Source organism: Mesorhizobium sp. B2-2-4 (genome assembly GCF_006442375.1).
In the GTDB taxonomy this organism is placed as follows: Bacteria; Pseudomonadota; Alphaproteobacteria; order Rhizobiales; family Rhizobiaceae; genus Mesorhizobium.
In genome coordinates, this window is sequence record NZ_VFWB01000001.1 from 558,937 (window position 1) to 576,005 (window position 17,069).

18 protein-coding genes and 1 pseudogene are annotated in these 17,069 nt (G+C 65.0%); 8 read left to right on the top strand and 11 right to left on the bottom strand.

Translation table 11 applies throughout. The annotated features are described in order from the left end of the window. The first annotated feature begins 47 nt into the window (after nucleotides 1-47). Together FJ959_RS02900 and FJ959_RS02905 are read left to right on the top strand one after the other, a co-directional pair. Complete coding sequence (locus FJ959_RS02900) at nucleotides 48-719, top strand: LON peptidase substrate-binding domain-containing protein (RefSeq protein ID WP_140514078.1); 672 nt, start codon at nucleotides 48-50, stop codon at nucleotides 717-719. Between the two features lie 19 nt (nucleotides 720-738). Further along, nucleotides 739-987 carry a Trm112 family protein gene (locus tag FJ959_RS02905; RefSeq protein WP_140514079.1) on the top strand — a complete coding sequence of 83 codons (249 nt, stop codon included), beginning with the start codon at nucleotides 739-741 and terminating at the stop codon, nucleotides 985-987. Between the two features lie 377 nt (nucleotides 988-1,364). Here the strand turns inward: FJ959_RS02905 and FJ959_RS02915 are convergent, their stop codons facing one another. From FJ959_RS02915 to FJ959_RS32045, 3 genes are read right to left on the bottom strand one after another with little or no spacing between them, the layout of a single operon-like run. Then, the gene (locus FJ959_RS02915; protein WP_140628314.1) at nucleotides 1,365-4,721 is read right to left on the bottom strand and encodes an error-prone DNA polymerase; all 3,357 of its coding nucleotides are present in this window, start codon (nucleotides 4,719-4,721) and stop codon (nucleotides 1,365-1,367) included. Continuing rightward, nucleotides 4,718-6,193 carry a DUF6504 family protein gene (locus FJ959_RS02920; RefSeq protein ID WP_140628317.1) on the bottom strand — a complete coding sequence of 492 codons (1,476 nt, stop codon included), beginning with the start codon at nucleotides 6,191-6,193 and terminating at the stop codon, nucleotides 4,718-4,720. Before FJ959_RS02920 ends, FJ959_RS02915 begins: the two co-directional genes overlap by 4 nt. Beyond that, on the bottom strand, nucleotides 6,135-7,190 hold the full coding sequence (locus FJ959_RS32045; RefSeq protein ID WP_140628320.1) for a hypothetical protein: 1,056 nt from the start codon (nucleotides 7,188-7,190) through the stop codon (nucleotides 6,135-6,137). Before FJ959_RS32045 ends, FJ959_RS02920 begins: the two co-directional genes overlap by 59 nt. Nucleotides 7,191-7,438: 248 nt before the next feature. Between FJ959_RS32045 and FJ959_RS02935 the strand changes: the two genes are divergently transcribed. Then, complete coding sequence (locus tag FJ959_RS02935; protein ID WP_140491980.1) at nucleotides 7,439-7,861, top strand: metallopeptidase family protein; 423 nt, start codon at nucleotides 7,439-7,441, stop codon at nucleotides 7,859-7,861. 19 nt (nucleotides 7,862-7,880) lie between these two features. On the opposite strand, the gene FJ959_RS02940 is transcribed toward FJ959_RS02935, so the two are convergent. Then, nucleotides 7,881-8,510 (bottom strand): TetR/AcrR family transcriptional regulator, encoded by a 630-nt coding sequence (locus FJ959_RS02940; RefSeq protein WP_140628323.1) that lies wholly within the window; start codon nucleotides 8,508-8,510, stop codon nucleotides 7,881-7,883. 170 nt (nucleotides 8,511-8,680) lie between these two features. Here FJ959_RS02940 and FJ959_RS02945 point away from each other — a divergent pair, with 170 nt between their 5' ends. Further along, a complete protein-coding gene (locus FJ959_RS02945) occupies nucleotides 8,681-9,358 on the top strand; it encodes a hypothetical protein (protein ID WP_210239496.1) in 678 nt (225 codons plus the stop codon). On the opposite strand, the gene FJ959_RS02950 is transcribed toward FJ959_RS02945, so the two are convergent. After that, entirely contained in the window at nucleotides 9,345-9,551 is a 207-nt protein-coding gene (locus FJ959_RS02950; protein WP_140559183.1) for a DUF1737 domain-containing protein, read from the bottom strand. The genes FJ959_RS02945 and FJ959_RS02950 overlap by 14 nt on opposite strands. Nucleotides 9,552-9,606: 55 nt before the next feature. Further along, the gene (locus FJ959_RS02955) at nucleotides 9,607-10,503 is read right to left on the bottom strand and encodes a CoA ester lyase (protein WP_140628326.1); all 897 of its coding nucleotides are present in this window, start codon (nucleotides 10,501-10,503) and stop codon (nucleotides 9,607-9,609) included. A 63-nt stretch (nucleotides 10,504-10,566) separates the two neighbouring features. Here FJ959_RS02955 and FJ959_RS02960 point away from each other — a divergent pair. Beyond that, nucleotides 10,567-10,689, top strand: a pseudogene (locus FJ959_RS02960) (ATP-binding protein); the annotation flags it as partial. 28 nt (nucleotides 10,690-10,717) lie between these two features. After that, complete coding sequence (locus FJ959_RS02965; protein WP_140628329.1) at nucleotides 10,718-11,884, top strand: FAD-binding oxidoreductase; 1,167 nt, start codon at nucleotides 10,718-10,720, stop codon at nucleotides 11,882-11,884. A 60-nt stretch (nucleotides 11,885-11,944) separates the two neighbouring features. Here FJ959_RS02965 and FJ959_RS02970 read toward each other — a convergent pair whose 3' ends face one another. The 4 genes from FJ959_RS02970 to FJ959_RS02985 form a co-directional block, all read right to left on the bottom strand. Further along, the gene (locus FJ959_RS02970) at nucleotides 11,945-12,448 is read right to left on the bottom strand and encodes an SRPBCC domain-containing protein (protein ID WP_140628332.1); all 504 of its coding nucleotides are present in this window, start codon (nucleotides 12,446-12,448) and stop codon (nucleotides 11,945-11,947) included. A 42-nt stretch (nucleotides 12,449-12,490) separates the two neighbouring features. Continuing rightward, the gene (locus FJ959_RS02975; protein WP_140628335.1) at nucleotides 12,491-12,937 is read right to left on the bottom strand and encodes an SRPBCC family protein; all 447 of its coding nucleotides are present in this window, start codon (nucleotides 12,935-12,937) and stop codon (nucleotides 12,491-12,493) included. Next, nucleotides 12,937-13,248: a metalloregulator ArsR/SmtB family transcription factor gene (locus FJ959_RS02980; protein ID WP_140524680.1), complete on the bottom strand. Its 312-nt coding sequence runs from the start codon at nucleotides 13,246-13,248 to the stop codon at nucleotides 12,937-12,939. Before FJ959_RS02980 ends, FJ959_RS02975 begins: the two co-directional genes overlap by 1 nt. A gap of 92 nt (nucleotides 13,249-13,340) precedes the next feature. Then, a complete protein-coding gene (locus FJ959_RS02985; RefSeq protein ID WP_140628338.1) occupies nucleotides 13,341-13,760 on the bottom strand; it encodes a GNAT family N-acetyltransferase in 420 nt (139 codons plus the stop codon). Nucleotides 13,761-13,913: 153 nt separating this feature from the next. Here FJ959_RS02985 and leuD point away from each other — a divergent pair, with 153 nt between their 5' ends. Both leuD and FJ959_RS02995 read left to right on the top strand, forming a co-directional pair. Further along, nucleotides 13,914-14,519, top strand: coding sequence for a 3-isopropylmalate dehydratase small subunit (leuD, locus tag FJ959_RS02990; RefSeq protein ID WP_140491959.1), 606 nt, complete (start codon nucleotides 13,914-13,916; stop codon nucleotides 14,517-14,519). Between the two features lie 69 nt (nucleotides 14,520-14,588). Then, nucleotides 14,589-15,512: a hypothetical protein gene (locus FJ959_RS02995; RefSeq protein WP_140628340.1), complete on the top strand. Its 924-nt coding sequence runs from the start codon at nucleotides 14,589-14,591 to the stop codon at nucleotides 15,510-15,512. A 112-nt stretch (nucleotides 15,513-15,624) separates the two neighbouring features. Here FJ959_RS02995 and lpdA read toward each other — a convergent pair whose 3' ends face one another. Continuing rightward, the gene (gene lpdA / locus FJ959_RS03000) at nucleotides 15,625-17,022 is read right to left on the bottom strand and encodes a dihydrolipoyl dehydrogenase (RefSeq protein ID WP_140628342.1); all 1,398 of its coding nucleotides are present in this window, start codon (nucleotides 17,020-17,022) and stop codon (nucleotides 15,625-15,627) included. Nucleotides 17,023-17,069 lie beyond the last annotated feature (47 nt).

The window sequence follows — 17,069 nt, forward strand, 5'->3', positions numbered from 1 at the left end:
ATCGCGGCATGGAGGCGCTTCCCAGGCGAAGCGATCGGAGGAACGAGGTGCAAGCGGGAAACGCTCACTACCGGCTCGCCAGGGATCTGCCGTCGACCATCCCGGTCTTTCCGCTCGAGGGCGCGCTTCTGCTGCCGGGCGGCCGCATGCCGCTCAACATCTTCGAGCCGCGCTACCTGCAGATGGTCGACGAGGCGATCGCCGGCTCACGGCTGATCGGCGTCATCCAGCCCAGCCTCGACGGCGCCTTGCGCGACGATGGCGAGCCGGAACTCTGCAATGTCGGCTGCGCCGGCCGCATCATAGCGCTTTCCGAGACCGGCGACGGCCGCTACCTGATTTCGCTGCAGGGTGTGTGCCGGTTCCGTGTCACCCATGAGCTGACGGTCAAGACGCCGTTCCGCCAAGGCAAGATCGCCCCCTTTCTCGCCGATCTCGACGACGACCAGGCGGCCGCCGAGGTCGACCGGCCGGCGCTGCTGCGGGCGTTCCGCTCCTATCTGCAGGCCAACGACCTGGAGGCCGACTGGGAAAGCGTCAGCCGGGCCGAAAACGCCATGCTGGTCAACGCGCTGTCGATGATGGCGCCCTATGGACCGGCCGAGAAGCAGGCGCTGCTCGAAGCGGCCGATCTCAAGACCCGCGCCGAAACGCTGATCGCCATCACCGAAATGGCGCTGGCGCGCGAGAACGAGGATTTTGGCTCGAGCCTGCAGTAGGATGTTGAGAGAGGGCACGATGGCGGCGGATGGGCGTGACGGAAAGAGAGCGAATGTCGACCCCAGGATGCTGGAGCTGCTGGCTTGCCCGCTGACCAAGGGGCCGCTGGCCTGGGATCCCGAGCGCGGCGAACTGATCTCGCGGGTCGCCAAGCTCGCCTATCCCGTGCGCGACGGCATCCCGATCATGCTGCCTTCGGAGGCACGGAGCATCTCGGCGGAAGACGTGCTGCCGCCGCGGCTGGGCGGGCCGGCCGGCTCGACGTGAAAATTATCGGTCGGCATTCTACGGCGCCCCCCTCTGCCCTGCCGGGCATCTCCCCCTCAAGGGGGGAGATCGAATGTCACCTCCGCCTTCGCCAATCTCCATTGTTGCAGGAATTGGCGGAGCGTTGAAACTGCCAATCTCCCCCTTGAGGGGGCGAGGAGTGGTCCATGAAGTGGACGCAAAGCCAATTGCTTGGCTTTGCGAACGAAGAGCGCCCGAAGCGACAGCGAAGGGCCGGGTCCGGCAGGCGAGAGGGGGGCTCGCCCGCCAGCGTCAAGTTTCGCACCGCTGCGGTGCGGAGACGTCGCGGCATGAATCCTCGCGCCGCGTCGCTTCGCTCCTTGCTCCGCCGGTGGATGACGAAGGCATTGATGTGTCTACTGAAAATTGCGGCCCCTGGGCATGACGCTTTCCGCTTCTTCCGACAGTGTTGCCAAATCCTGCCCGGCCGGTGGGTTCCGCATCGCGGGCCGGCCGGGACGATCCGGATCCTCCCTCGAGGCGTGCCCCTGAGAACCGGCGCCCGGCAAACTGGCCTGGTCGACCTTCTCCAGCAACACCGTGAGCCAGGGCGTCAGATCCTCGATCTTCTCGGCGACGATGTGGACGACATCCGATTCCGACTGCAATTTGCCGGTGACCTTGACGAAGCGCGCGCCCATGACGATGGGACGGAAGCGGTCGAAGGTCCGCTGCCAGAAAATGACGTTGGCGACGGCTTCGTCATCCTCCAGCGTCAGGAAGACCGCATTGCCCTTGCCGGGGCGCTGCCGCACCAGAACGAGCCCGGCGACCGAGACGCGCCGTCCGTCCCGCACCGAGCACAGCCTGGCATTGGGCGTGACGCCGGCCCGGTCGAGCCGCTCGCGCAGGAAGGCGACCGGGTGCGCCTTCAAGGACAGGCCGAGCGAGCGGTAATCGTGGATGACATGCTCGCCGAGCGGCATTTTCGGCAGCTTCGTCTCCGGCTCCAGCTCGCGTAGCCGCAGCGCCGGCTGGTCGAAAAGCGGCAGCTTTTCGGCGGCACTCTTGCCGTCGAGGGCGCGCACCGCCCAAAGTGCGGCGCGGCGGTCCAGGCCGAGCGAGCGGAAGGCATCGGCCTGCGCCAGTCTTTCGATCTCGGCGACATCGAGGCCGGAGCGCAGCCAGACATCCCGGACGGATATGTAGCCTGAACCGCGTCGCTCGACGAAGGCGTCCATGCGCTCCTTGGAAAGTCCCTTGATCTGCCTGAAGCCGAGCCGCACCGCGTGCTGCGTCGCGATGACGCCGCGCATGTCGGCATGGCGCGGCAGGATGCGGGCCGGGTCGAAAGCCGCCTGTTCCAGCGTGCAGTCCCAGACCGAGAAATTGACGTCGACCTCGCGGATGTCGACGCCATGGTCGCGCGCATCACGAACAAGCTGGGCCGGCTGGTAAAATCCCATCGGCTGTGAATTCAGGATCGCGGCGCAGAACACGTCGGGATAGAAGGTCTTGAACCAGCAGGAGGCATAGACCAGCAGCGCGAAGGAGGCGGCATGGCTTTCGGGAAAGCCGTATTCGCCAAAACCCTCGATCTGCTTGAAACAGCGTTCGGCGAAATCCCGGGTGTAGCCCTTGCCGACCATGCCGTCGATCATGCGCCGGCGGTAATTGCCGATCGTGCCGGTGCGCTTGAAGGTGGCCATGGCGCGGCGCAACTCGTCGGCCTCGCCAGGCTTGAAGCCACCGGCCACGATGGCGATGTTCATCGCCTGTTCCTGGAACAGAGGAACGCCCAGCGTCTTGTGGAGGATCGCCTCCAGCTCCGGTTTCTGATACTCGGGCTGCTCCTTGCCTTGCCGGCGGCGCAGATAGGGGTGGACCATGTCGCCCTGGATCGGGCCGGGCCGCACGATCGCCACCTCGATGACAAGGTCATAGAATTCTTTTGGCTTGAGACGCGGCAGCATCGACATCTGCGCGCGCGATTCGATCTGGAAGACGCCGATCGTGTCGGCGCGACCGATCATCTTATAGACCGGCTTCGCCTCTTCCGGCAGGGTGGCAAGGACATAGGGCTGCCCGTAAGGGTCTCGCGCCTGCGGATAATGGTCCGTCAGCAGAGTGAAGGCGCGTTTGAGACAAGTCAGCATGCCGAGCGCCAGCACGTCGACCTTGAGGATCTTGACCGCGTCGAGATCGTCCTTGTCCCATTCGACCATCTTGCGTTCCTCCATCGCCGTCTTGACGATGGGCACGATCTCGTCGAGCCGGTCCCTGGTGATGACGAAGCCGCCGACATGCTGGGAGAGGTGACGGGGAAAGCCCATGATCTCGTTGGCACGCTCCATCACGTGCCGCGATATGGGGTCGGCGCGATCGAGGCCGCCGGCCCGGGCTTCCTTCTCGCCGAGCTCCGAGGTCGACCAGCCCCAGATCGAGCCGGAGAGCGATGCCCTGACATCCTCGGACAGGCCCATCGCCTTCGACACTTCGCGCAGCGCCGAGCGGCCGCGATAGCTGATGACGGCGGCGGCCAGCGCGGTGCGCTTGGAGCTGTATTTCTCGTAGATATATTGGATGACCGTCTCGCGCTTTTCATGCTCGAAATCGACGTCGATGTCGGGCGGCTCGTTCCTCTCCTCGGAAATGAAGCGTTCGAACAGCGTGTCGATTCGCTCCGGCCCGACCTCGGTGATGCCGAGGCAGAAGCAGACGACCGAATTGGCGGCCGAACCGCGCCCCTGGCAGAGAATATCCTGGCTGCGGGCGAATTTGACGATGTCGTGGACGGTCAGGAAATAACGGGCATAGTTCAGGCGCTCAATAAGGGCGAGCTCTTCCTCGATGCGCCTCGTCACCGATTGCGGCACGCCCGAGGGATAGCGCCTGGCCGCCCCCTCCCGCGCCAACCTTTCCAGCTCCGCCTGCGGGCCGAGCCCTGATTGCGTCGGCTCGTCGGGGTAATTGTACTGAAGGTCGCTGAGCGAGAAGGTCAGCTCCTGCGCGAAGCGCAGCGTTTCGGCCAGTGCCTCCGGGTGCCTGCGGAACAGGCGCGCCATCTCCAGCGGCGGCTTCAGATGGCGCTCGGCATTCGCCGTGAGTTCCAGCCCGACCTCCGAAACGGGAATGTTGAGGCGAATCGCGGTCAGCACGTCCTGCAGCGGGCGCCGCTCGGCCGTGTGGTAGAGGACGTCGTTGGTCGCCATCAAGGGCAGGCCGGCCAGCTCCGCCATCGCCGCCGCCTGCTCGATCCTGAAGCGGTCGTTTCCCGCATAATCGGGCGAAACGCCAAGCCGCAGGTTTTTACCGAAACGGTCCTTGAGCTCGCCAAGCAGGGCTAGTGTGCCCTCGGCCCCCGCCGCCAGGTCGGGCAGGACCGACAGCGACATCAGATCCCCCCATTCGAGAAGGTCGTCGCGCCGCAGAAGGGTCGCGCCCTTTTCGTTCTCCTCGCGCAGATTGGCTTGCGTGAGCATGCGGCACAGATGCCCCCAGCCCTTGCGGTTCTGCGGATAGGCGAGAATATCAGGCGTGTCGTCGCAAAAAACCAGCCGGCTGCCGGGGTGGTAGGCAAGCGTCTCGACCTTAGCCTGCTGCCAGGCGCGCACCACACCCGCCACCGTGTTGCGGTCGGCGAGCCCGATCGCGGAGAACCCCATGAGCTTGGCCGCGACCACCAGCTCCTCCGGCTTGGAGGCGCCGCGCAGGAACGAGAAATTCGACTGGATGCCGAATTCCGCATAGGGAATGGCGGTCAGCGCGTTCATGCGAAGACCCCGTGCAGGAACCAGCGCGGCGGGATTTCAGAGCCGCCATAGAGACCTTGCCGGTAGAGCCAGTAGCGGCGGCCGTCGGCATCCTCGATGCGGAAATAGTCGCGTGTCGACGCCGCTTCGTCGCTCGAAAATTCACGCCACCATTCCGGCGCGATGCGTTCAGGGCCTTCGGCGCGGGCGACCCTGTAGAGCGCACGCCGCCAGCGGAAATTCAGCGGCGGTCCCTCGGGCATTTCGGTGGCCGGCACCTCAATCGGCTCGGGCGAGCGGAAAAGCCGGATCGGCCGCTCCGGCGGGAAGATGGTCATCGGCGCCTGCATCCTGTCCGGTTTCTTCGGCGGCGTGATGCGGCGCGGGGTTTCCGTGAAGGGGATGGTGGCGACGGCACGCTCGGGCAGATGGCTTTCCACGGCGACCGGCTTGAGAACCGCGCCCTCGCCGAGCCGGGCGCGGATGCGGTCGGCGAACAGCGCGATATCGGCGCCGTCGTCGGTCGTTTCGCCTGTCAGGTCGGCCTGCGGCATGTCGAAGGCCGCCGCCGCCAGTACCGAAAGCCGCACCAGGTCGAAGCCATAGCCGGCATCGATATGCTGCTCGAGGGCGGCCAGCCGCTCATGGAACAATTTCTGGATCAGCCGGGGTTCGCGCATCGGTCGCGACGTGCCGAGCGCGATGCGGCTGACGGCGCCGTCGACGCGGAACAAGAGCAGCGCCAGGCTTCTCGCGCCTTCGCCGCGCCGCTCAAGGTCGATCTTCAGGGTCGTCGCCAGCATGCCCACCAGCCGTTCTATGTCCTCTGTCAGCGTGACGGGCTCGGCCAAATGGCGTTCGACCGAAAGCGGCGCGACGGGCAGGCGCGGCGACACCGCCTCGTCGAGACGGCCGAGCGCCTGGTCGAGGCGCAAGAGCAGGGAGGCACCGAAGCGGCGGGCGAGCGGCGCGCGCGGCGCGGCCATCACCGCGCCCGCCGTGCGCAGGCCAACACTTTCCAGGCTGGCGCGGGTTTCCGGCGCGATGCGTAGCGCCGCCAGCGGCAAGGGCCCCAGGAGCGCTTCCTCCTCGCCGCCGGCAACGATGCGGTCGCCGCAGAACCGCGCCGCCGCCCAGGCGGCGCCGGGTGTCGCGGCAAGCCCGGCGCGAACGTCGAAGCCCTGATGGAAGAAGCGCGACAGGATCTCGTCCAGCATGGCGCGTTCGCCGCCGAAAAGATGGGTGCAGCCGGTGACGTCGAGGAACAGGCCGTCGGTCCCGTCGAGCGCCACCAGCGGGGTATAGCGGTCGCACCAGTCCGCAAGGCCTTCGAGCAGGCGCCGGTCGGCTTCGGCATCGGCCTCCATTATGTCGATCGACGGATGCATGGCGCGCGCATCGGCGATGCCCATGCCGGGCTTCAGATGCAGCGCCTCAGCCCGCTCGTCGAGGGCTAAGATGCGCTGCGCGTTGCTGTCGCGATGGCTGATCACCAGCGGCCGGTGATCCGACGGTCGGGAACGCCAGGACCGCCCCAGGCGCTGCCGCAGGATCCGTTCGGCCGCGAGATAGGGAAACCACAGGGACAGGATTCTTTGCTCGTTCTTCCCCAATCCTTCTTTCATCGAATATGCGTTCATCGGGGTTCCACTCCAATATGAATTGTCCCGGCAGGGCCGTGCGGCTCTTGCCGATGCTGATGGTGAAGGCGGGGCGGCCGATCGAGCCGGCAAGCGGCCCGCCGACCGTGTCGCGCGACCCTGCCGGCGCCGGTGAGACGATGAGGCGGACGGGCGCCGCCGTCGGTTCGGGTTCGGCCGCCTGCCGCAGCAGGAAGACCGGCCGGCCGGCGCTCTGCGCGCGGGCGTGCAGCCGGCGCGTCGCGGTCAGGTCCAGCCGCTGCGGATTGCCGCGGACTTCAAGGATGACGGCGGCGAGCGCCTTCATGCGGGCCGCCTCCTCGGCGACCCACAGCGCATCGGCGAGCCTTGGCGCCTCGGAAAACAGCAATTGCTCCGGCTCGATGCCGAAGGCGGCGTGAAGGCCCCGGGCATAGGGAAAACCCGCTTCGCGAAAAACCTCCTGAGTGCCGATCCACAGCACCGGCAATCGCGGCCCTTGCTTGAGAACCAGGCTGGGCTTGAGGATCAGGCTGGCGAGCGACAGGGCGAAGCCGGCGACGGCTCCGGCATCGCGGGTCTCGACGCCATGGATTTCGCTTAAGGCCGCTTTCGGCAGGCCACCGCTCAAATCGCCGCCCAAATCGCCACCGAGGGCGGCATCGAGACGGCCGACGCCGGTGCGCAGGAAAGCATCCGGCCTGGCTACGGCGATGCCGCGCCGGACCACGGTGCGGTCCGCGGCGGCCGTGCCGGCGTCGGAAGCCGCGCCGGCCGGCGCCTGCAGGCGCTCGGGCAGCGTTCCCTCGATCTTCGCGATCTGGCGGCGCAGGGCAAAAACAGTCTCCCGCGCCACGGCGGTCATCGCCATGACGGTCAGTGTCCACTCACAATTGTTCCTGTTATGTTCTTATAGATTCCAGAGGCGACCCGAAGAGTCAAGCAGACTCATGGGGAATTTATTCCTCTCCGATAAGAGGGCCAACATGGTCGGACAGCCGGCCGCGCCTCAAGCCATGCCAAACGGCTCCGGGTGCCGTAAGCAATCCTGGGGTTAGCCGCCGCGTCATTTGCCGATTGTGGCCCAAAAGCCTATATGCCGGGATCAAAGGACAAAGCATGGCCCGCATCTACAAGACCCGCATTTGGCACGACCAGCTTTCGCCGTCGATGGACGAGATCGAGTTCCTGGCGCTGGAGGCCTACGCCCATCTGCCCGAGGATTTTCGCAAGCTGACCGGCGAGATCGTCATCCAGATCGCCGAATTCCCGACCGACGAGATCATGGACGACCTGTCACTGGAAACCCCCTTCGACCTGCTCGGCCTGTTCGAGGGACGCGGCATCGCCGAGCGCTGGAACCCGCAGACCGGCGAAGGCCCGAACCGCATCACGCTCTACCGCCGCGCCATCCTCGATTACTGGGCCGAGAACGAGGAGACTTTGGGCGACATCGTCACCCATGTGCTGATCCACGAGATCGGCCACCATTTCGGCCTCTCGGACGACGATATGGAGAAGATCGAAGAGGCAGCCGAGTGACCGGTTCCACGTCAGGCCGTCATTTCACAATGAGTGTGACGAAATGTTTTAATACGTTCTGCACAGTCTGCTCCCCGGTATGTCCTGCCACTGCCCATTGCGCAAAATGTCCATCAATGTACATGCGTGCGAGCCCGTAGACGAGCGCCCTCGCGGCTATCTGGGTCTCTGCCATGTCGTCCGACCGGAGCATGTTTCGTCGCTGTGCTTCTGCCATTGACGCTTCCATCAGCGAACGCACCGCTTCGTTATCGTGACGCAGCGACTCTGAAGCATCCCAATCAATAAGATTGCGTGTCGAGATGATCTGGAAGTGGGTGGGGTTTCGAATTGCCCAGCGCAAATAGGCGATTCCAACAGCGGCAAAGCGTTCGATCGGATCGTCCGTCGCAACCTTCTCGTCCGCATTCGTGATCTCCGAGCGGAATCGGCTCATTGCCTGCTCCGCGACAGCCGTCATCAACGCGGTCTTGTTGCTGAAGTGACGGAATGGCGCGCCAGGGGAAACGCCGGCACGTTTTGCGGCTTCGCGCACGCTCACATTGTCGGGGCCGCCTTCCTCGACCAGTTGAACCGCGGCATCGATCAGGACCTCCCGCAAATTGCCATGGTGGTAACCAGTGCGATGAGGCGCCTTGGCTTTTGCCATCTCTTTCCCTTCGTTCCGTGGAGCAGCTCCCCGCCTCTGTAGCATGATTCCGCGATTTATGTAATCGCCGTTTACAATTCCGGCCAGAGGATGTAAGCAGTGATTACTGATGGGATCGGAACAGGCCTACGGTCTTCGCGGCTCCCGAACTCCCAGCTGAGGAGACGAACATGCTCGCCAGAACAGCCCCACCCCGCTCGCAATCGGTCATTTCGCATCAGAGTCCAGCCGAAGAATTTCAGCAGGAGAATTTCGCGATTGTTCAGTCGAGCGCGACTGTGCCCAGCCTCACGCTTTATCGGCTTGCCGCCGTTGCCGGGATGGGAAGCGCGCTTATTCTTCTGGTCAACGCGGCTAAACGCAGCTCGCTCATCGCGACCACCGATCTGACGCAACTTCTCGCACCAGTCGCCGAGATATTGGCGCTTGGCCTCGTCGTGGGCCTGTTTCTTGCGTTTGGCCGGCGCGCGGGGCTGTTCGGCACTATCGCGTTTGTCATCAACTTCGTTGCGTTGGCAAGTTTGGTAGGCGTGGAAGCAGTGATCAATCTGGTATTTTCGAAGCTTCCGCTCACAACCATCGTCGAGCTGCGAGCCGGACCGCTCGGTCTGGCTCTGGTCGCCAGTTCGGTTCTTTTTCTGGTTGGAACGCTCGCGTTTGTAATCTCTCTCGCCGTTGCAAGAGGCGTGCCGCGCATTCCTCTCGCTCTCTATCTCATTGGCGCGGTGCCGATCGCGCTTCGTGCGTTCGTTCCGGAGCTGGCTCTTGACCTGGGCTTGGCGATGCTTGCGGCATCGATCGCCTGGCTGGCGGCGTGGCTGTGGATGCGAGGGGCTACCACTCGCTGAGCTTGGTGTCCGGCCCGTATTCCTGGCCGTCGACATCCTTCACCACGGCCTGGCCGCAGCGCATGGTCTTGGTCTTCTTGTCGTAGGCGTAGGTGGGGGAGCCGAACAGGTGCCAGCCCTTGTTCAGCGCCGCCGTCACCTTGTGACAGAAGCTGGCGTCGTCCGGAGCGGTGAGAAAGCGGTAGAGTTTCATCATTCAATTCCTGTCGTCAGTCCATCGCCCGCGATCGGCAATCCAACACGGCACATCATGCGCCGACGGCCGCCGCCTTCGCCAGAAGTTTTTCGGCCTGCGCAAGGTGCAGCCGTTCGACCATCCTTCCCTCCAGCGCAATCACGTTCTTGCCGGCATTTTCCGGAAGCGCAAAGGCCTGCTTCACCGCACGGGCCTTGGCCACCGCCTCCGCCGACGGCGCAAAGGCGCGGTTCGCCGCCTCGATCTGGGCGGGATGGATGAGCGTCTTGCCGTCGAAGCCCATGGCGGCCGCTTCCGTGCATTCGCGGCTGAAAGCATCGAGCGCGCGAAAATCGTTGAAGACGCCGTCGACGATATCGAGATCGCCGGCACGCGCCGCCAGCACCATCTGCATCAGCCACGGCAGGAGATAACGCCGGTCCGACGTCGCCACAATGCCGGTGTCCTTGGTCAGGTCATTCGTTCCGGCAACGAAACAATCAAGCCGCGAGGCAGGATCGCGGCCAAGTTCGGCGATGGCGCCGACATTGAGCACGGCCTTCGGCGTCTCGATCATCGCCCATAGTTTCACGCTGTCGGGGGCGGAATTGTCGTCGAGCACGTCACCCGCCTCGAGCACGTCGCGGGGCGTGTCGACCTTGGCCAGCAGGATGCCGTCCGGCTCCGCCTTCGCTGCCGCCAGCAGGTCGGCGCCGCCCCATTCGCTCGAGAGCGCATTGATGCGCACCACCATCTCGCAGCGCCGGCCACTATGGTTGGTATCAGGACGATTGCTGAAGATGCCGGCCAGCCTTTCGCGCGCCGCGGCCTTGTCGGCCGGGGCGACGGCATCCTCCAGATCGATGATGACGGTGTCGCAGGCAAGCTGCGCCATCTTGGCCAGCGCCTTGTCGTTCGAGGCCGGGACATAGAGCACCGAGCGGCGCGGGCGGTAGAGATCGGTCGTCATGCCAGATCTATGCCGCCTGCCGCGGGTTGAGGCAAGGGAGCAGGCGGCATCGCGCGGTGCTCTACCGGGGGCACCGGCATGGGGCTCGGCATCGTGCTGGCCCTCCTGAAAGCGCAGGATGGCACGATCAGGCTGGTTGACTCCGAGCGCGGCACGCGCTTCGAGATTGTCTTGCCGGTTGCGTAAGGACGCCGGCAGCGGATCGGAGAAAAAAGTGCGCTACGACATCGTCCTCATCGGCGGAGCCATCGTCGGCTCCTCGATTGCCTATTATCTGCGCGAGGAGGGCTTTTCCGGCTCGATCGCGCTGATCGAGCGCGACCCGCAATTTTCCCAAGCGGCGACAACGCTATCCATGGCCTCGATCCGTCAGCAATTCTCCATTCCTGAAAATATCCGCCTGTCGCAATTCACGCTGAAACTGTTCCGCCGGCTGAAGGAAGAATTCGGCGCCGACGCCGACATCGGTTTTCGCGAGGGCGGCTATCTCATTCTCGCCGGCGAGGCCGGGCTGCCGATCCTCAGGGCCAACCACGAGGCGCAGGTTGCCGAAGGGGCCGACATTTTACTGGAGGATGCCGAACAGCTCGTGCGCCGTTTTCCATGGCTGTCGGCTGAGGGCATCACCGCCGGCGCCTATGGCCGCAGCGGCGAGGGCTGGTTCGACGCGCATGCGATGCTGATGCTGTTCCGCAAGGCGTTGCGTGAGAAGAAGATCGACTTCATCAATGCTTCGGTCACCGGCATCGAGCGGCAGGGTGACCGCGTTACCGGCGTCAGCCTCGACAATGGCGAACGGCTCGAGGCCGGCATCCTTGTCAATGCCGCAGGGCCGAACGCCGGCAAGGTCGCCGCACTCGCCGGGCTGGCGCTGCCGGTCGAGCCGCGCAAGCGCAACGTCTTCGTCTTCGAGGCGCGCGAGAAATATGCCGACATGCCGCTGCTGGTCGACCCGTCCGGCATCTATGTCAGGCCGGAAGGCTCGGTCTATCTCACTGGCGGCGCCGAGGCGGAGGAGGGCGACGGCCCGGCCGATCCCGCCGATTTCGACGTCGACTGGCCGCTGTTCGAAGAGGTGATCTGGCCGGTGCTGGCGACCCGCATCCCGGCCTTCGAGGCGATCAAGCCGACGCGCGCCTGGGCCGGTCATTACGACTACAACACGCTCGACCAGAACGCGGTGATCGGCCCGCATCCCGAAGTCGGCAATTTCCTCTTCGCCAACGGCTTTTCCGGCCACGGCCTGCAGCAGGCGCCCGCCGTGGGCAAGGCGCTGGCCGAGCTGATCGTCCATGGTGGCTACCGCACGATCGATTGCTCCCCCTTTGGCTACGAACGCGTTGCCGAAGGGCGGGCGTTCCGCGAGTTGAATGTGATTTGAGCCGAGTCAAGGTCCCTCTTTGACGCTGACATCAAAAGGGTCTGCACCGCCACCAGTCGGCTAAGCCGCCACTCGGCTTCCCGCACCCAAATACGCCTGTAGCCAGCCCAGCACGCGTCCCCAGCCCTCGGCATGTTCGGCCGCCGCTTCGGCCAGCCCGGCGAAGCCGCCATGGCAGATGGTGAGGCGCGTGCCCGCGGCGGTTGGTTCCAGCAGCCAGGCGACCGTCGTTTGCCGGCGGCCAAGCGTCGGGTGATCCCAGGCATAGAGCCTTGTCTGCACGATCCGCCGCGGCACCTCGATATCGAGGAATTCCCCGTTGGCCGGCAGCTCCCTGCCGTCGGCTTCACGGACCGTGACGGCCCATCGGCCGCCGGCGCGAAGGTCTGCCGACCATTTCACCATCCGGTAGGTGTCGGCGGACCCCCACCATTGTTCGACCTCGTCGGAGATCAGCGCGCGGAAGACGCGCTCTGCCGGCGCGTCGATCTCGGCCTGGGCCATAACGGTCTCGCCATTGGTCATGCTCTGCACGGCTGAAGTTGGCACTGGAACATGCATCATGGATGCCTCCGGATGATTGTTTCGGCTCGGAACCGATGATTTTCAGCCTTTCGACGCCGGCCGAGACAGGCCCTGCCCGGTTTCGAGCAGGCTTTTCAGGCTCGACAGGACGAGCGGCCAGCCCTTGCCGACATGCTCCAGCAGCTTGTGCGGGCCGTCGGCCGCATGGGTGACGGCAAGCTTCACCATGTCGCCCTCCTGCTCGATGACGAAGGTGCAGGTGGTGTAGCCATCGGCCTTCACGTCCGGCATGAACTCGTTGCGCCATTTGATCACCAGGCGCCTTGGCGGATCGATCTCGAGGATCTCGCCGCTGTCGGTCACCCGGCCGTCGGCATAGACCATCTTCCACGCGGAGCCCTTTCTCCAGTCGCTCTGCATGCGGGCGCCGAGAAAATATTGCTCGTGGAATTCCGGTTCGGTCAGCGCCTGCCAAAGCTTGTCGGGCGTGGTGCGGATGTAGGTCACATAAACGAAGGCGTTGCTCATCAGTCTTCCTTTTCGAGGCGTCTCTTCAGATCGCCGAGGGCGGAGAGCCGCCCCCGCTCGAATTTGCCGATCCAGCGCTCGGCGATCTCGTTGATCGGAACCGGGTTGAGGTAGTGCTCCTTCTCGCGCCCCTTGCGGATTGTGGTGACAAGGTTCGCCTCCTCGAGGATCGCCAGGTGCTTGGTCACCGCCTGGCGGGTCATATCCATCTCAGCGCACAGCCCGTTCAGCGTCTGCCCGTTCCTGTCATGAAGGCTGTCCAGCAATTGCCGGCGGGTCGGGTCGGCCAAAGCGCGAAAGACGGCGTCCATGCTCATGGCTCTAATATGCAACCATTTGGTTGCATGTCAAGCACAACATGTCATGCCAACGGCTGCTGGATCCGGCCACAGGAGAAAAAATGTCAGCGCGTGCGGGAGAACCAGAAGGCGTCGGCCATGCGCATCATGCCGATGCGTTCGTAGAAGCCGGCGGCGTCGGGCACGGAAACCAGGCTGATGGCGACGGACGGGCCGAGCTGCCGCCGCGCCTCGTCCATCAGTCCCTTGCCGATGCCGAGCCCCTGCGCCGATCCGGAAACGGCGAGATCGGAGATGTAGCAGACCCAGGAGAAGTCCGTCACGGCCCTGATGACGCCGACCAGCGGCTTGCCTTCGGTATCCAGCCGCGCGGTCAGCACCAGATTGGCGCCCGACAGCATCGCCCGCAGCCTGTCGGCATCATCGACGGGACGGATCTCGCCAAGGCCGGAGTCCACCAGCACGCGGCGGAATTCGGCGACGTCGAGCGCGGGTTCGCGTGTATAGAGAATTTTTTCAGCCATCACAGCCAGACTGCACCATCGGGCCGCGAATTCGAAGCCGTTTGTGCGGCACCCGTGCCGACGCGCGCGAACACCTGCCTTTTATTTATCGCCGGCTTTGTGTAAACCGGGCGCCAGCAATCCCCCGCAATGCCAGGAAGACGGGCAAAGACCATGGAAAAATTCACCAAGCTCACCGGCGTCGCCGCGCCCATGCCGATCGTCAACGTCGACACCGACATGATCATCCCCAAGGACTATCTCAAGACGATCAAGCGCACCGGGCTCGGCAGCGGCCTGTTCGCCGAGATGCGCTACAAGGACGACGGTTCGGAGAATCCGGATTTCGTGCTCAACAAGCCGGCCTACCGCAAGGCGCAGATCCTCGTCGCCGGCGACAATTTCGGCTGCGGCTCCTCGCGCGAGCACGCGCCGTGGGCGCTGCTCGATTTCGGCATACGCTGCGTCATCTCGACCTCCTTCGCCGACATCTTCTACAACAACTGCTTCAAGAACGGCGTGCTGCCCATCACCGTCAGCCCCGAGGATCTCGACAAGCTGATGGACGACGCTTCGCGCGGCTCCAACGCCACTTTGTCGATCGACCTCGAGGCCAAGGAGATCCGCGGGCCCGACGGCGGCGTGGTCAAGTTCGACCTCGATGACTTCAAGCGTCATTGCCTGCTGAACGGCCTCGACGATATCGGCCTGACGATGGAGAAGGCCGGCGCCATCGCTTCGTTCGAGAAGAAGAACGCCGAGCTGCGCCCCTGGGCCTGAACGGCGCGGCTGACGATATCGGCCCGGCCGTCGCTGGCCGGTCTTGCGGCGGCTGAAGGAGGAACAGTCATGACACGCCCGCTTCTTGCCAGCGCCTGCGCCCTGGCCATGACCGTGGCGGCGCTGGCCGGCGCGCATGCGCAGGCCGAGACGCCAGAGGCGCAGCCACCGGCGGCAAGCGAGACGCCGGCCACGGATCAGGGAGCCGCCGACGTTTCCGAGGACGACAAACAGGCGCCGGTGCCGTTCGAGGGCGGCCAGTTCACCATCACCCAGCAGGAACAGTATGGCGAGAAGGTGCTTGCCTATGACGGCAAGCAACTGGCCAGCAATTACGACGTCTTTTTCGACAAGATCGTCGAGGTCGGCGGCGTCAAGGTGGCGCTGTTCGACGTCGGCGACGGCGGCAATCAGTGCGGGCCGGCGACGGTGATCGTCTGGAAACCGGAAGGCGCTGAGATCCAGAGCACCACCGTCGAGCAGGACGAGTGCGGCGCCCCGCCCACGGCCGTCTCCGACAGCGCCATCTATTTCGTGCCTTATCTCCTGCCCGGCGATTCGAAGCCGGCATTGCAATGGTCGCCGACATCGGGGCTGACGATCGCGGGCAATCTGACCTACATGCCCGAACCCGGCACCGACTGGAAGGACATCGATCCGTCGAAATACGACAACATCATCGACGCCTTCCACAATGAGGCCGTCTACAAGGCGGCCGAGACGCTGCTCGGCAAGGAGATGCCCGACATGGCGACCAGCCTGCTGGTCGGTGGCGGCACAGAAAAGACCGCGTCCGGCGCCTTCTACGCCAGCGGCTGCGTGCCGCACGATTGCGGCGGCAATGACGGCTTCATGGCGGTCGACCCGGGCCAGCACAAGCTCTATTTCGCCCGCCGCGGCGAGAACGGCCAGCCGGACGCCAAGCCCCCGGTGAAGACCTGGCCGGCGGACGTGAAGGCAGCGCTCGACAAGGCGATGAGCGCGGCGAATTAACTCCGAATTGCGCACCGTAGGCGGGATGTGCGGGGCTCCTAAGCTGCCAATCTCCCCCCTTGAGGGGGAGATGTCCGGCAGGACAGAGGGGGGTGCTTTCCGCCGTCCCGAATTAGATATGCAGCGCGTGTCCCAGCGCCTTCAGGGCCGCTTCCTGGAAGCCTTCGCCCTGTGTCGGATGGGCATGGATGGTGCCGGCGATGTCCTCCAGCCGCGCGCCCATTTCGAGCGCCAGGCCGAAGGCCGTCGACAGTTCCGACACGCTTTGCCCGACCGCCTGGATGCCTAGCACAAGATGATTGTCCGCGCGGGCGACGACGCGGACAAAGCCATCCTCGCCAATCCTGGTCATCGCGCGGCCATTGGCGGCGAAGGGAAACATCCCGACCTTGATTTCCCCGCCGAGCGCCTTGGCCTCTTCGGGCGACAGGCCGACGGTGACCAGCTCCGGATCGGTGAAGCAGACGGCGGGGATAGCCCGCTTGTCCCAGCCGCGCTTATGGCCGGCGACGATTTCGGCGACCATCTCGCCTTGCGCCATCGCGCGGTGCGCCAGCATCGGCTCGCCGGTGACGTCGCCAATGGCGAAGATGCCGCGCATGGAGGTGCGGCACTGCTCGTCGATGCGGATGAATCGCCCCGCCATGTCGAGGTCGATCTGGTCGAGCCCCCACCCTTCCGTCACCGGCTTGCGGCCGACCGTGACCAGGATCTTGTCGGCGGCGATCCTCGCATCCTTGCCATCCGGGGTCTCGACCAGCAGCGCATCGCCTTTCGTCGACAGGCCCTTGGCCTTGGCGCCTGGCATCATTTCGATGCCGAGTGCCGCCAGCCGCTTGACCACCGGCCGCGTCAGTTCGGCGTCATACTGCGCCAGCACGCGCGGCAAGGCCTCGACCACGGTCACCGCCGCGCCCATCTTGGCGAAGGCCGTGCCGAGCTCCAGGCCGATATAGCCGCCGCCGACCACCGCCAGCCGCTGCGGCACCTCCTTCAGCGCCAGCGCTTCCGTCGACGAGATCACCGGCCCGCCGAACGGCAGGAACGGCAACTCGACCGGCGCCGAGCCGGTGGCGATCACCACCGCTTCGGCGCGGATCACCTGGCTTCCCGTCTCGGTCTCGACCGCGACGGTCTTGCCGTCTCGAAACGTCGCCCAGCCCTGCACGGTCTTCACCCCGGCCTTCTTGAGCAGGCCGGCGACACCGCTGTTAAGCCGACTAACGATGCCGTCCTTCCAGGCGACCGTCTTGCCCAGATCCAGCGCCGGAGCGGCCAACGAAATGCCGAGCGGGCTGTTGCCGCCCGCCATCTGCGCGACCTTCTCGAACTCCTCCGCTGCATGGATCAGCGCCTTGGAGGGAATGCAGCCGACATTGAGACAGGTGCCGCCCGGCTTGCCGGCCTCGACGATGACGGTATCGACGCCGAGCTGCCCGGCACGAATAGCGCAGACATAGCCGCCCGGCCCGGCGCCGATGACCAGCAGCTTGCAGGAGATTTCTTTCATGACGTGACCCTTCGATCCGAGGAAACGCTCCGTCGAGATTCTTCGCG

Excerpts from the sequence above, each read along its gene's own strand:
- FJ959_RS02905 (WP_140514079.1), top strand. The coding sequence starts at position 739 with ATGGCGGCGGATGGGCGTGACGGAAAGAGAGCGAATGTCGACCCCAGG.
- FJ959_RS02985 (WP_140628338.1), bottom strand. The coding sequence starts at position 13,760 with ATGGCTGAAAAAATTCTCTATACACGCGAACCCGCGCTCGACGTCGCC.
- lpdA (WP_140628342.1), bottom strand. The coding sequence starts at position 17,022 with ATGAAAGAAATCTCCTGCAAGCTGCTGGTCATCGGCGCCGGGCCGGGC.
- FJ959_RS02995 (WP_140628340.1), top strand. The coding sequence starts at position 14,589 with ATGACACGCCCGCTTCTTGCCAGCGCCTGCGCCCTGGCCATGACCGTG.
- FJ959_RS02955 (WP_140628326.1), bottom strand. The coding sequence starts at position 10,503 with ATGACGACCGATCTCTACCGCCCGCGCCGCTCGGTGCTCTATGTCCCG.
- FJ959_RS02970 (WP_140628332.1), bottom strand. The coding sequence starts at position 12,448 with ATGATGCATGTTCCAGTGCCAACTTCAGCCGTGCAGAGCATGACCAAT.
- FJ959_RS02940 (WP_140628323.1), bottom strand. The coding sequence starts at position 8,510 with ATGGCAAAAGCCAAGGCGCCTCATCGCACTGGTTACCACCATGGCAAT.
- FJ959_RS02980 (WP_140524680.1), bottom strand. The coding sequence starts at position 13,248 with ATGGACGCCGTCTTTCGCGCTTTGGCCGACCCGACCCGCCGGCAATTG.
- FJ959_RS02950 (WP_140559183.1), bottom strand. The coding sequence starts at position 9,551 with ATGAAACTCTACCGCTTTCTCACCGCTCCGGACGACGCCAGCTTCTGT.
- FJ959_RS02935 (WP_140491980.1), top strand. The coding sequence starts at position 7,439 with ATGGCCCGCATCTACAAGACCCGCATTTGGCACGACCAGCTTTCGCCG.
- FJ959_RS32045 (WP_140628320.1), bottom strand. The coding sequence starts at position 7,190 with ATGGCGATGACCGCCGTGGCGCGGGAGACTGTTTTTGCCCTGCGCCGC.
- leuD (WP_140491959.1), top strand. The coding sequence starts at position 13,914 with ATGGAAAAATTCACCAAGCTCACCGGCGTCGCCGCGCCCATGCCGATC.
- FJ959_RS02945 (WP_210239496.1), top strand. The coding sequence starts at position 8,681 with ATGCTCGCCAGAACAGCCCCACCCCGCTCGCAATCGGTCATTTCGCAT.
- FJ959_RS02915 (WP_140628314.1), bottom strand. The coding sequence starts at position 4,721 with ATGAACGCGCTGACCGCCATTCCCTATGCGGAATTCGGCATCCAGTCG.
- FJ959_RS02975 (WP_140628335.1), bottom strand. The coding sequence starts at position 12,937 with ATGAGCAACGCCTTCGTTTATGTGACCTACATCCGCACCACGCCCGAC.